Consider the following 11,446-nt stretch of genomic DNA (forward strand, 5'->3'; position numbering starts at 1 on the left):
CCCCATGATGTCCCGCGCCGAAGTCACCGAACTGATCGTCACCCGCCGGCTGGAAAAGAAGCTGTCCTGGGCCGCCATCGCCGAGGCGGTCGGCCAGAGCAAGGAATGGACCACCGCCGCGCTGCTGGGCCAGATGACGCTGACCGAAGACCAGGCGCTGGCCGCGGCCCGCGTGCTGGACCTGCCCGCCGACGCCGTGGTGCAGTTGCAAGTGGTGCCCTACAAGGGCTCCCTGCCGACGTCGGTGCCGACCGATCCGCTGATCTACCGCTTCTACGAGCTGATCAGCGTCTACGGCACCACGTTCAAGGCGCTGATCAATGAAGAGTTCGGGGACGGCATCATGAGCGCCATCGACTTCAAGATGGACCTGAGCCGCGAAGCCGACCCGAAGGGCGACCGGGTGCAGATCGTGATGAGCGGCAAGTTCCTGCCGTACAAGACGTACTGAGCGGGACGGGGCCGCATGGCGCGGCCCCGCGTCCAGACAGGCGGGGGTTTGCGCTGACGGCAAGGACCGGCGGCCTTTGCTGGCGGCTGGGGCTCTGTGCCGCCCGCGGGCAAGGATGCCTGGCGTCCACAGGCCACCAGGACGGCGGGCGTCAGCCTTCAATCGCCAGTTCTTCCCAGCCTAGTTCGCGGGTGCGCGTCAGCGCGTCGGTCACCGCGTCCGTGGCTGCCCGCGCGGCGTCTGCCAGTGCATCGCCCGCCAGCATCCGGGCGGTGATGGCCGCCATGAACACGTCGCCGGTGCCGTGCACCGACGGCGGGATCGCGATTTCGGGGTGGGTCAGCACCGTGCTCTCGTCCCGCGTCACCACGGCCAATTGCAACGTGCCCGGCGCGGCTGCCATCGGCGCGGCGCTGGTCACCACTATCCATTGCGGCCCCTCGGCGATCAACTCGCGCGCGGCCATCACCACCTCGTCAATGGACGACAGCGGCCGGCCCACCATCAGTTCCAGCTCGAAATGGTTGGGCGTCATGCCGTCGGCATGCGGCACCAGCTGCTTGCGGTACTGCGCGACCAGTCCGGAATCCACGTACAGACCGTCATTGCGGTCGCCCATGACCGGGTCGATATGCACCCGCAGGTCCGGCCGGGCGGCTCGCAGCGCCGGCAACCACGCGGCCAGCAGGTCAGCCTGCCCAGGCTGGCCCAGGTAGCCGCAGACCACAGCGCGCGCCACCTGGGTCACACCGCGTTCGTCCAGCCCCTTGAGCAGGCCGTCAAACCAGTCCAGCGGCACCGCGCCGCCATGCAGGGTGGGATAGTGCGGCGTGTTGCTCAGGATGACCGTGGGCACCGCGATGGCCCGCAGGCCGGCCCGGCGGAACACCGGCATGGCGGCGTTGTTGCCGACGTAGCCGTAGACAACCTGGGATTGAATGGAAATGACGTCCACCCGCGCGGTTACGGCGGGCAGCGCTGCGCCAGCGGTCGGGGCAGCGGAAATGGCGGTCATACGGCGGGCTCCTGACGGAAACGGGATCGTCAGCCGGCGAAAGCGCCGACGTGAACGATATTCTAGGCCTGTCGGGGCCAGGTTATAGGTTCAGTAAGCAGGAAGGTGGACGGGCGATGCCGTTGCTTGTGCCAGGAGGCCATGGTTTATATCAAGCGGGCTCTGGCGTAGATTGCAGCGTCCGAGCTTGGGGTCATATGACCACGCCCCAATGGGGTCACCTGTCAGGTGAATACTGTCTCAGTACAAGCAGTTGATAGAACATGGGGCGTTCGCTACGCAGATGAGCATTGCCCAGTAGCCGGTCCACGCGCTTGATCCGATGCCGGATTGCCTGGCCGGCCGGTAAACCGCGCGCCCGTCCGCTCAGCGTCAGCCGGCGCGTTGTCATCGCACTGCGCACCGCGCTCATCAAGGCCTTGAGCCGACTCAGGTGCAAGCTGGGGACCGAATCGTGGAACAGTTTCTGCAATACTCCGACTGCGCGCATGGCCTGTCTTCCTTCAAACGGTTTGGTCGCCTGACGCAGGGTATAGGACTGGCGCCATGCACACTCTGATCATCCAGCGGCGAATCGCTTGACTCCGCCCATCATCACAAACCCCTGATTTGAAATGGATTTCCCTGAGAATTCGTGGGGAAACCTCAGAGTCTGACATCTTATTTTAATTATCACCATTAAAATCCGATTCATCCTTAAAGGGTTTCACCCCAACTGATCCAGCCAAGCCAGCATACCCACCAACCGCCCCAACACAAATGCCGATCACCCCCACCCAATAGGAGGAAATTTCCGAACCAAGATACGAAATCCCTCCACCTATTCCTATAAGCAAAAACTGAACAGATGAGCGTATATTTCCATTTTTTATGAAAATATTCTTTTTTTTATTTGAATGGAAATCCACTGTTCATTCCTTTCACAAACCCACCCATCTCCGTAAACACCGGCGCCGGATATGGATATCGATTAGAGGCTGCTGCTGAAGTAAAGTCGACAAACGCGTCGTTACCAGATTTCTTCGGGTTTGGCCGCACCATCTGTTCAAAGAGACTAGCAGCAGCACTTAGCGAAGTGGCAACTGCGACAACTGGGGCATTCCCCGCTACCGTTGCACTCGCCGCAACCCTGCCTGCCCAACTAGACACCCAAGCAGCGTTATCCGCTGCATTGACCACCTGTTGAAAATGCCCGAGGGGAGTCATATTTGGTACCAATGCTGCGGCACACTCCGCAGTCACACAATATCTACCAACAATATCGCTGCGCGGCACGTAACCCATCCGAGGGCTGGTATCACGAAAAACGGGTGCCGGCAGATAATGTACCAAGTTAGGTACCGAGCTGTTATTTATAATATCCAGAATTAACGCTTGTACCGCAGCATCCGCTTTTGTCGTGTTTTGAACGAAAACTACAGACCCCGGCTCATTAGACCAAGTCGCACCAGCATCAGTCTGATTCACACCTCCAATTTGCACATCAGGAACGCCTGGATACGAGACACCATCAATTACGACCCCCATTTGTCGCATTTGAGCTTCAATATAATCAGCAGAAATTTCTTTCCCTTGTGCCTGCATTGCTTCCGCGACCTTTGTCGCGAGAGCCTTTTCTTCCGGGTGTAACTGCCGGTTGTACATATCTGCGAACAACGCACCACTCGCGCCGCTCGCCCCGCCGACAGCGCCACCAGCAACGACATTCGCAATTACGTTCGCCACCTGATCACGAATATTGGGAGGCAACCCCGCAACGGCTTTCTCTATTTGAGTCTGTACCAATGACGTTGCAACGTCACCCGCTATAGTTCCGCCGATGGCACCTGCAACGTTGCCTCCGCCCATCGCCGCCCCTAGACCTGAAATGACAGCATGAAGTGCGATTCTGCCGGGTTTCCCTTCTCCCCAAACATTTGCATCTTTTTCGGCCAGCCGCTTCGACACATCGCCCGCGATCTGCATGCCGAGTTGCCCAAAGGCCTGTTGCATTTCTAGCTGCTCGCGCAGCTTGTCCTTATCAAAGATTTTACCGATGCTGCCGTTCGCCCCAGCAGTGTCCCGACTCAGCCCAGCGATGCTATCCCGCCCGGTATCCCTATCCGAGCGCACCACGATCGTACCCTCAGAAACCGCGGCCCGAGTGGTCCCGGATTCACTGCCGCTCGAAACAAAATAAGGTGTCAGACTACGCTTTCAAAGTGACCTCTCCGGGCCAAAAACGTAGTCTGACACTTTATCTTTACACTCTATTTTTTTATTTCAGCATTTCACTTGCAATTCCCATCGTCTTCCCTATTTCTTTTTGATTGCCAACTTTCAAAGGGCTTCACGCCAACCGCAGCAGCTTGAGATGCATACATACCAATCGCCCCAACAACGGCGCCAAGCAAGGCCATAAGATAAATATCATACTTTAACCCAATCAATATCAACGCCGACCCTGTTAATGCCAGGACGTTTCTAATCCAGCGCTTTATATTTCCATCGCGAATTACGATTCCAAATGTCAATTTCATTCAGTTTTGTATTTATTTTTAATTTCGTTGTTTTTTTACAAGCTCTCCCAGTTCCGTGAACACGGGAGCCAACGCAGGATAGCTACCTGTACCTACACTTACCGCAAAATCAATATTTGAATCAAACAGTGATTTTTTCCAATTTGGTCTCACCATTTGCTCAAATAAACTACTTGCAGCTCCCACCGCGGTCGCTGCCCCAGCCATGGGAGCATTTCCTGCAGTAGTTGCACTAGCAGCTACCCGCCCCGCCCAACTAGACACCCAAGCAGCGTTATCCGCTGCATTGAACGCCTGTTGAAAATGCCCGAGGGGAGTCATATTTGGCACCAATGCTGCGGCACACTCCGAAAAATAAGGTGCCAGACTACGTTTTCAATTCGATCCATTCAGGCCAAGAACGTAGTCTGACACCATGTTTATTTCAGGCGGAAAACGCAGCCTGACACCTTATTTTTGGATCCTATTTTTTTCTTCACCCTCCCCATTTCGCTGTTCTATTCTTCTGCCCCTTAACCATCCGCGTGGATAGGGCGCCCGCTCGAAAGGGCGAATACCTAACTGTGCCGCCCTTGCAGAATACCCACCAATCAGCGCAAAAACAAATCCCAAGTAACACACCCAACCGGTGTCCCAAATCTCGAAATCGAGAAAAATAAAGGCCACCCCAAGTATCAATATTGGATATCTATAGACAGGGGATATATTGCCCTCCTTGATAAATAGGCGATAGCAAAAATCAATAGCATTGTTTATTTTAATTTGCATATATATTTTCAGATACTCGCCTATTTCATTGAAAATAACAGCTCCATTTGGCACAACCGTCCCCGCTCCTTTCACGGCCAAATCGATCCCACCGCTAGCCATATAGGCTTTAGGATTCGGCCGGATCATCTGTTCCAACCCACTCAGCAGCCAGACACGCAACCCGCCTATACCCCGCGGACTATCGACAAAGCCAAAAGCACCGATCTGGAAATTGCAGCTCGCCTACGCTACGCAGTCCGAATCGGACAGAGCATTGGAAAATTCTAATTTCTGAACATATTGAGGCTGATCGGACAGAAATCAGACTCAAAGAAATCCGGCGTGGACAGCACGCTAGCGAGGGCCGCAGCGAATATCACGCCCGGCCAGCTCGTGGTCAGGTACCGCGGCCGGGACGCCGCGCGCCCACCTGCGCCCGCTCAGTCCCGCGCCGACGCCAGCCACCCCGCCCCGTCCAGCACCGCGCCGTCGATGCCCGCCAGGTGGGGCGCGAACGGGTATGCCAGCGACGACACGATCTGGCATTGCGCCAGCTGGGGGTGGTCGGCGTTGAGCAGGTACTGAAAGCCGCCGGCCGCCGACGGCACTTGCAGGATCAATGTGTCGGCCCGCTCCAGCCAGGCGTTGCCGAAAGCGCGCGAGGCCTGCAGGTCGGTCTGCCAGGCGGCGGGCGGGCGCGGGTCGGCCACCGATTGCGGCGGCACCTGCACTTCCAGCAGGAAGTAGTTGCGCGGCAAGGCGCGCGGATGCGCCACCTCGGCCTGGGCCAGCCGCGCGAACACCGCGGCCGCCGGGGAGGCGTCCAGCACCACCACCGCGGCGCCGGCGCCATGCCAGCGGCCCGCCGGGCGGGCCCGCGGCAGCAGGTCCTGGCTGTTGCTCAAGCGCCAAAGCGGCGTCATGGGCCGAGTCCTTCGATAGCACGCCGGGGCAACGTCATGGGCCAAGTCCTTTGTCGATCAAGCGCCAAACCGCGGTCACGGGCCGTTTCCTTCGTCGATGTTGATCAGCCATTGCTCGATCATGGCGGCGTAGCGCCCATGCTGGCACAGCAGCATCGGCACCCGGCCGTGCAGCCGGCGCTTGGGGCTGCACAGCCAGCGCCGAGCACCTTCCGCACCGCCGAACACCAGCTCGGCCAGCCAGGCCACCCGCAGCGCGCGGTACAGCACGCGCAGATCGCCCAGGTCCAGGCTGTGGTCGCGCAGCGGATCGCGCGACCGGCCGGCGTCGACCTGCGGCACCAGCGCCAGCCAGTGCAGCAGCTCGCCGGCGAAGGTGGTGCGCAGCGACTGCAACAACGCCGGCGCGCACTGCAGGCTGGCCGGCGGCCCCGCCTGGCCCAGGGCCTGGCCAAGCCGCGCGTCCAACGCCGCGGCGACCACACCCGGGTCAGGGCGCGCGGGCCGCGAGGGCGGGCTGGGTTTGCGCGGCGGCCGCGCTTTGCTCGAAGGCGGCATTGAGGGCCGCGCCATCAATGCTGACGGTTCCTGCATTCAGCAACCCCTCCAGGTAAGCCCGTGCCGCCAACTCCTGGCGTTGGGTCCGCAGCGCGGCGCGCAATTCTTCCTTGACCTGCTCGAACGGCGTGACGCCAGCGGCGCGCAGATCGACCAGCTTCAGGATGTGGAAACCCGCCGCCGATTGCACCGGCGCCGAGACCTCGCCCGCTTTGAGCTGCTCGATCGCCGGACGCATTTCCGGCGTCAGCTGCGCCAGCGGCACGTAGCCGATGTCGCCGCCCTGGGCGCGGGTGGTGCTGTCCTGCGAATAGGTCTTGGCCAGCGCGGCGAAATCGGCCTTGGGAGCCTGGGCCCGCTTGACCAAGTCCTGCGCCTGCTTGCGCGCGTTGGCGATCGCGTCGTTGTCGCCCAGCGCCGCCGGCAGGAAGATCTGGCTGACCCGGTACAGGGCCGGCTGCGCCAGTTGCGGCTTGGCGCGCTCGTAGGCGGCCTGCAGGTCGGCTTCGGCCGGGTAGCCGTCCGGGGCGCGGCTGACCGATTCCAGATAGGTCTGTAGCACGATGCGCTCCTGCGCGGCCTGGAAGGCGCGCTTGAGCTCGGGGCGGTCTTGCCAGCCCTGGGCGCGGGCCTGCTCGACCAGCGCCTTTTCCGCCAGGCGCGCGCGCAGCCACTGGTCCAGCCCGGCGCGGTTGCCCTGGAGCTGGGCGCGGGCGTCGGGCGGCATGGCCTGCAACTGGCGCACCAGTTCGTCGCGGTCCACCTGCACGCCGCCCAGCGTGGCCACGGCGGGCGCCTGGGACGGCGCGGCGGCAGGTTGGGCGCCGGGCTTGGCGGATGCCGCCGCCGGCTTGGCGGGGTCAGCCGCGGCCACCTTGGCGGGCTGGGATTCGCTGCTTTGCGCGGGGCTGCCGCGCATCAGCGCCACGGCGCCGGCCAGCACCGCGATCAACAGCACGGCGGCGGTCACGCGCAGCCGGGTGGGCTTATCGGAAAGAATAGTCATGGTCGAAACCTCGCTTGCTTGAATGCGCCATTCACCGGGAACGGCGACCGGGGTGGGAGACGTTTACGCCCCCGCCGCCAGGCGCCGGCCCGGCGGATGGATCAGTTCGCCGCCTCGACGGCGGCTTCTTCCTGCTCTTGCCCGGCATCGGCCTGGCCCGTGGCATTGGCGCGCAGGAACAGCAGGAATTCCTGCAGCAGGCGGTCCCACAGTTCGGCGGTGGCGCGCAGGTAGTTCTCGGACACGCCGCCGGCCAGGATCACGTCCAGTTCCAGCACCAGGAAGGCACCCTGCACCGTCAGGCGGGCAAAGCGCTTTTCCACGTTCCAGCGCTCGGCCAGGCCAACGGGCAGCTCGCCCTGCACGCGCAGCGCGCAGCTGAGCGTGTAGTCCAGGTAACTGCCGGCCTCGGCCGAAGGGTTGCCCAGGCGCACGGCAAAGCCCACGCCCTGGCTGGCGCTGAGCAGCTGCACCATGCCGTTCTGCTCGGACACGGTGACGCGGTAGCCCGCGGATTGCAGCAGTTCCTGCAGGCGTTCGGCGTTGACGTCGAGAATCAGGCTGGAGTCGGTCATTACAGTTTTCCTAGATGAAGAAATAAAGACAGGTCTTGATAATCAGGGCTGGGCGGCCGAGGCCGCAGCCCCGGCCGCGGGCGCGGCGGCGGAAACCTGCGCGTCGTACAGCTTGTCGCCGTATGCCTGCGCCTGTTCCTCGAACTTGACCCGCGCGCCGCCGGCAAAGGGCTGCTTGATGGCCAGGATGCCGCCCGTGCTGATGCGTTCGTAGGCGTTCAGGATTTCCTTGCCGGCCTCGTACATCTCGCGGTTCTTGGCCACGCAGGTCTTGACCTGCTCGTCGCGCTGCGCCAGGGTCCTGGCCAGCGCCACGCGCTCGGTTTCCTTGGCGCGCGACAACGCCAGCAGCTCGTCGTAGGCGCCCTTGAACTTGCCCAGCTGGGCATGGCTGGCCGCCACCTGCGCCTGCGCGCTTTCCATGACGGCGCCCTGCTGCTCGGCCAGCTTGTCGGCCTGGCCCTTGGCCTTGGACAGCTGGCCGCGCAGCGCCTCCAGCTCTTTCTGGGCGGCGCCCAACTGGGCCTCGGCCGCGGCCTTGGCGGCGTTGACCTGGGCCTGCTCGCTTTGCAGCTGCTGCAGTTGCTGGGTGGTGCTGCGCAACTGGGCGCGCAGGCGCTCTTCCATGGTTTCGGCTTGCGCGGCGCCGGTCAGGCTCAAGCCCGCCGCGCACAGGGCGACGGCGGCGGCCAGCCGCCTGCCCTGCCCGAACGCCCGGGGCTGGCGCGATTCATCCCATACGATGTGCATGTCCATGGCCTCAGAACCTGGCGTTGATCTCGAACTGCATCGTGTCGATGGACAGCGGCGCGCCGTAGATTTCGCGGGTGCTCATCCAGCGCAGGACGCCGTACACGTTCTTGTCGAAGGCGTAGCTGCCGCCGATGTAGTAACCGCGGGCATTGGTGCCGCCCTGATGGAACGACGAGTCGTTGAAGGCGTCGGGCAGCGCATCGGGCTGGATGTACTTGTAGCCCACGAACGCCAGCCAATCGCCCTTTTCCTTCAGGTCGAACGAACGGCCCAGCGTGGCCTGCAGCATCCAGGCGTTGGGACCGCTTTCCACGTCGCCGTTGTCGCCGAAGTTGTTGACGATGTTGCCTTGCGAACGGCTCATCATCTTGCTCTTGCTGTAGGCCAGGTTGCGGATGTAGTTGGCGTTCACGCGCAGGCCCAGGCCGTTGAGCACCCGGGTGTCCCAGCGCAGGTTCAGGTCCAGCAGGTCGAACTTGGACGCCAGGCCCACGTACTGCGGCTGCGGCGTGTTGGCCGGATCCAGCGGGTTGGACGTGATATTGCGCAGCAGGAACAGCGTGTTGCCCTTCTGCATGAAGGCCGGACGCGACCAGTCGGTGTCGCAGTTTTCCTGGCCTGCCCACGGCGAGCAGGCGCTGGACCGCTTGCCGGCGATGTTGTCGAAGTGGTAGTAAGCCAGCGCGCCGCGCAGGCTGTTCTGCGGGTTGATCTTCCAGTCGGCGCCGGCTTGCGCGGCCAGCAGCCACTTGTCTTCGCTCTTGCCTTCGGAGAACGACGACGAGTTCCAGCCGTTCGAGCCGTATTCGGTCGAGAACGCGCCCAGGGTGCCGAACAGCGTGACGTCGCGGCCTTCCAGCGGCTGCTTGAAGATCGCGGCGACGCCGTCGAAGTTCAGGTCGTTGGAAAACAGCATGTCGGTGGACTCGAACGGGTTGGCGATGCGCCCGCCCGTCACCGTGGCCCACTTGGCGGGGCGGTAGGTCAGGTAGGCCTGGTCCAGCCAGATGTCCTTCTTGCCCATGCCGCCGCCCAGCGTCTGCGACGTGGACACCGGGCTGTCGTCGCTGCCGGTGGCCAGGCGGATGCCGGCCGACCAGGACTCGGATATCTCGGCCTTCACGCCCAGGCGGGCGCGAATGCGCAGCTGATTGCGGCGGTCTTCGCGCGTGTTCAGCATGGGCGGGTAGTTGTTGTTGGTATTGCGGTTCAGGTCGTACGGACCCTTCGCGTTCAGCTTGGCGAAATCGACGATTTCATTGCTGTTGCTGCCCGAGTACAGACGCGATTCGTCGCGCACGCGCACGTCGCCGTCGATAGTGATGCGCGACACCCAGTCGGGGAAGGTGTTGGGCTGGGCCCAGTTTTCTTCCTTGGCCTGCACCATGACTTCGGCCTTGACCTCGTCGCGGATCTGGTCGCGCACGGTCTGCGGGATGTACGGCACGCGCACGTCGCCGGGCTGGGCCGCGGCAGCGCCACGGTCCTGCGGCGCGGTGCGCGCGGCCTTCGCTTCGGCCTCGGCCTGGGCCACCAGGGCCTCGGCCTGGTCCGCCTTGAGCACGCCCTGCTGCACCAGCAGGCGGATCAGGTTGATGGTGGCGTTTTCGGACGGGGCGGGCGCGGCGTGGGCCGGCAGCGCGGCGGCGCCCGCCAGGGCCAGCGTTGCCGCCAACCGGTTCAGTTGGAACTTCATTCTCTTGGCACTCCAGGATCGGTTCAATTCAGCACTTCAGGAGGGGCGGCGGCCGGTCAGCGATGCGCGGATGGGCATGCTGGCCGAGGCCGGCGGACGTTCATCCAGGCCCGGCACCGCGCGTAGCGCCGCCACCACCCGGGCGTCGACATCGGCATCGCCGCTGGAACGGGTCAGTTCCACCCGCGTGATCTGGCCGCTGGCCGTGAGCCAGATGTTGGCTTGCAGGCGGAAGGTCAGATTGCGCGTGCGTTCGTCTTCGCGCAGGATCTTCTGCAGCGCGTAGGCGAGGTACTGGCTATAGGTGGCGTTGCCGGCGCGGCCGCCCCCGCCGCCCGCCATGCCCTTGCCCTGGCCAGCGCCGATGTTGAACGCGTCGCTGCCCGCCTGGGCGTCGCCGTCGATCTGCATCGGGTTGGACAGGTCGTCGGCCGGGCGCGGCGGCGCCTCGTCCTGCGGCTTGGGCGGCTCGGGCGTGGGCTGCGGCTCGGGTTCGGGCGTGGCCACGGGCTCTTCCTTGGGCGGCTCGGGCTCCGGCGGCTTCTCCGGTTCGGGCGGCGGTGGCGGCGGCGGCGGCAGCGGGATGATCGCGGTGACCTTGGGCGCGTCGCGGCGCACACCGGCCATGTCATTGGCCCAGCGCCACAGCGCGTAGGCGGCCGCGATCAACACCACCGCCACGGCCGCCAGCTTGAGCCAGCGAAGCGCGGGGTGCGGGGAGCGCGAGGTATCGGATGCGTGTTGCGGCATGGCGGTAGCCTCGGCCCCTATTTCGGCTTGCCGGTGACCAGCCCGACCTGGGCCAGTTCCAGACGGCGCAGCAGATCCAGCACTTCCACGACCTTCTGGTACTGCACGGCGGCGTCGCCGCGCACGATCACCGGAAAATCGGGGTTCAGCGCTTTCTCCGTGCGCAGCCGGTCTTCCAGCTCGGGCAGGGTGACCGGGTAAGCGTCCAGGAAGACCTGGCCGGCGTCGTTGACGGAAATCGCCTTCGTCTTGGGCTGCGACAGCGCGATGGACGAACTGGCCTTGGGCAGGTTCACCTTGATGCCGGCGATCTGCGCGGTGGCGGTCAGGATGAACATGACCAGCACGACCATCAGCACATCGACCAGCGGCGTGATGTTGATGCCGTCGACGGGCGCGTCATCATCATCGTCCTGGGAAGCGGATACGGAAGCCATGGGGGTCGTCTCC

16 protein-coding genes are annotated in these 11,446 nt (G+C 63.3%); 1 reads left to right on the forward strand and 15 read right to left on the reverse strand.

Going from position 1 to position 11,446, the window contains the following annotated elements; translation table 11 throughout:
• The first annotated feature begins 7 nt into the window (after positions 1-7).
• Positions 8-451 (forward strand): cyanase, encoded by a 444-nt coding sequence (gene cynS, locus A9974_RS21325; RefSeq protein ID WP_183006381.1) that lies wholly within the window; start codon positions 8-10, stop codon positions 449-451.
• A 151-nt stretch (positions 452-602) separates the two neighbouring features.
• Here cynS and pdxK read toward each other — a convergent pair whose 3' ends face one another.
• The 15 genes from pdxK to A9974_RS21400 form a co-directional block, all read right to left on the reverse strand.
• On the reverse strand, positions 603-1,466 hold the full coding sequence (gene pdxK, locus A9974_RS21330; RefSeq protein ID WP_183006172.1) for a pyridoxine/pyridoxal/pyridoxamine kinase: 864 nt from the start codon (positions 1,464-1,466) through the stop codon (positions 603-605).
• Positions 1,467-1,683: 217 nt separating this feature from the next.
• The gene (locus A9974_RS21335; protein ID WP_183006173.1) at positions 1,684-1,956 is read right to left on the reverse strand and encodes a hypothetical protein; all 273 of its coding nucleotides are present in this window, start codon (positions 1,954-1,956) and stop codon (positions 1,684-1,686) included.
• A 175-nt stretch (positions 1,957-2,131) separates the two neighbouring features.
• The gene (locus A9974_RS21340) at positions 2,132-2,374 is read right to left on the reverse strand and encodes a hypothetical protein (RefSeq protein ID WP_183006174.1); all 243 of its coding nucleotides are present in this window, start codon (positions 2,372-2,374) and stop codon (positions 2,132-2,134) included.
• A complete protein-coding gene (locus A9974_RS21345; RefSeq protein WP_183006175.1) occupies positions 2,355-3,581 on the reverse strand; it encodes a hypothetical protein in 1,227 nt (408 codons plus the stop codon). Before A9974_RS21345 ends, A9974_RS21340 begins: the two co-directional genes overlap by 20 nt.
• Before the next feature lie 155 nt (positions 3,582-3,736).
• Positions 3,737-3,985, reverse strand: coding sequence for a hypothetical protein (locus A9974_RS21350; protein ID WP_183006176.1), 249 nt, complete (start codon positions 3,983-3,985; stop codon positions 3,737-3,739).
• An 18-nt stretch (positions 3,986-4,003) separates the two neighbouring features.
• On the reverse strand, positions 4,004-4,306 hold the full coding sequence (locus tag A9974_RS21355; protein WP_183006177.1) for a hypothetical protein: 303 nt from the start codon (positions 4,304-4,306) through the stop codon (positions 4,004-4,006).
• Positions 4,307-4,435: 129 nt separating this feature from the next.
• Positions 4,436-4,891, reverse strand: coding sequence for a hypothetical protein (locus tag A9974_RS21360; RefSeq protein ID WP_183006178.1), 456 nt, complete (start codon positions 4,889-4,891; stop codon positions 4,436-4,438).
• 284 nt (positions 4,892-5,175) lie between these two features.
• The gene (locus A9974_RS21365) at positions 5,176-5,658 is read right to left on the reverse strand and encodes an RES family NAD+ phosphorylase (protein ID WP_183006179.1); all 483 of its coding nucleotides are present in this window, start codon (positions 5,656-5,658) and stop codon (positions 5,176-5,178) included.
• A gap of 75 nt (positions 5,659-5,733) precedes the next feature.
• Positions 5,734-6,126 (reverse strand): MbcA/ParS/Xre antitoxin family protein, encoded by a 393-nt coding sequence (locus tag A9974_RS21370; RefSeq protein WP_255468277.1) that lies wholly within the window; start codon positions 6,124-6,126, stop codon positions 5,734-5,736.
• Positions 6,127-6,148: 22 nt separating this feature from the next.
• On the reverse strand, positions 6,149-7,222 hold the full coding sequence (locus A9974_RS21375) for a peptidylprolyl isomerase (protein ID WP_183006181.1): 1,074 nt from the start codon (positions 7,220-7,222) through the stop codon (positions 6,149-6,151).
• Positions 7,223-7,323: 101 nt separating this feature from the next.
• On the reverse strand, positions 7,324-7,797 hold the full coding sequence (locus A9974_RS21380) for a YbjN domain-containing protein (protein WP_183006182.1): 474 nt from the start codon (positions 7,795-7,797) through the stop codon (positions 7,324-7,326).
• 42 nt (positions 7,798-7,839) lie between these two features.
• Positions 7,840-8,547 carry a DNA repair protein gene (locus tag A9974_RS21385; RefSeq protein WP_255468278.1) on the reverse strand — a complete coding sequence of 236 codons (708 nt, stop codon included), beginning with the start codon at positions 8,545-8,547 and terminating at the stop codon, positions 7,840-7,842.
• A 10-nt stretch (positions 8,548-8,557) separates the two neighbouring features.
• Positions 8,558-10,246 (reverse strand): putative porin, encoded by a 1,689-nt coding sequence (locus A9974_RS21390; protein ID WP_183006184.1) that lies wholly within the window; start codon positions 10,244-10,246, stop codon positions 8,558-8,560.
• 36 nt (positions 10,247-10,282) lie between these two features.
• Positions 10,283-10,996: a TonB C-terminal domain-containing protein gene (locus A9974_RS21395; RefSeq protein WP_183006185.1), complete on the reverse strand. Its 714-nt coding sequence runs from the start codon at positions 10,994-10,996 to the stop codon at positions 10,283-10,285.
• Between the two features lie 17 nt (positions 10,997-11,013).
• On the reverse strand, positions 11,014-11,433 hold the full coding sequence (locus A9974_RS21400; protein WP_054417402.1) for a biopolymer transporter ExbD: 420 nt from the start codon (positions 11,431-11,433) through the stop codon (positions 11,014-11,016).
• Positions 11,434-11,446: the final 13 nt, after the last annotated feature.

The organism is Achromobacter sp. UMC71 (assembly GCF_014170305.1).
In the GTDB taxonomy this organism is placed as follows: domain Bacteria; phylum Pseudomonadota; class Gammaproteobacteria; order Burkholderiales; family Burkholderiaceae_B; genus Achromobacter.

What these genes read in the sequence shown, in the direction of transcription:
- cynS (WP_183006381.1), top strand. Translation starts at nt 8, where the DNA reads ATGTCCCGCGCCGAAGTCACCGAACTGATCGTCACCCGCCGGCTGGAA.
- pdxK (WP_183006172.1), bottom strand. Translation starts at nt 1,466, where the DNA reads ATGACCGCCATTTCCGCTGCCCCGACCGCTGGCGCAGCGCTGCCCGCC.
- A9974_RS21335 (WP_183006173.1), bottom strand. Translation starts at nt 1,956, where the DNA reads ATGCGCGCAGTCGGAGTATTGCAGAAACTGTTCCACGATTCGGTCCCC.
- A9974_RS21350 (WP_183006176.1), bottom strand. Translation starts at nt 3,985, where the DNA reads ATGAAATTGACATTTGGAATCGTAATTCGCGATGGAAATATAAAGCGC.
- A9974_RS21355 (WP_183006177.1), bottom strand. Translation starts at nt 4,306, where the DNA reads ATGACTCCCCTCGGGCATTTTCAACAGGCGTTCAATGCAGCGGATAAC.
- A9974_RS21365 (WP_183006179.1), bottom strand. Translation starts at nt 5,658, where the DNA reads ATGACGCCGCTTTGGCGCTTGAGCAACAGCCAGGACCTGCTGCCGCGG.
- A9974_RS21375 (WP_183006181.1), bottom strand. Translation starts at nt 7,222, where the DNA reads ATGACTATTCTTTCCGATAAGCCCACCCGGCTGCGCGTGACCGCCGCC.
- A9974_RS21380 (WP_183006182.1), bottom strand. Translation starts at nt 7,797, where the DNA reads ATGACCGACTCCAGCCTGATTCTCGACGTCAACGCCGAACGCCTGCAG.
- A9974_RS21385 (WP_255468278.1), bottom strand. Translation starts at nt 8,547, where the DNA reads ATGCACATCGTATGGGATGAATCGCGCCAGCCCCGGGCGTTCGGGCAG.
- A9974_RS21390 (WP_183006184.1), bottom strand. Translation starts at nt 10,246, where the DNA reads ATGAAGTTCCAACTGAACCGGTTGGCGGCAACGCTGGCCCTGGCGGGC.
- A9974_RS21395 (WP_183006185.1), bottom strand. Translation starts at nt 10,996, where the DNA reads ATGCCGCAACACGCATCCGATACCTCGCGCTCCCCGCACCCCGCGCTT.
- A9974_RS21400 (WP_054417402.1), bottom strand. Translation starts at nt 11,433, where the DNA reads ATGGCTTCCGTATCCGCTTCCCAGGACGATGATGATGACGCGCCCGTC.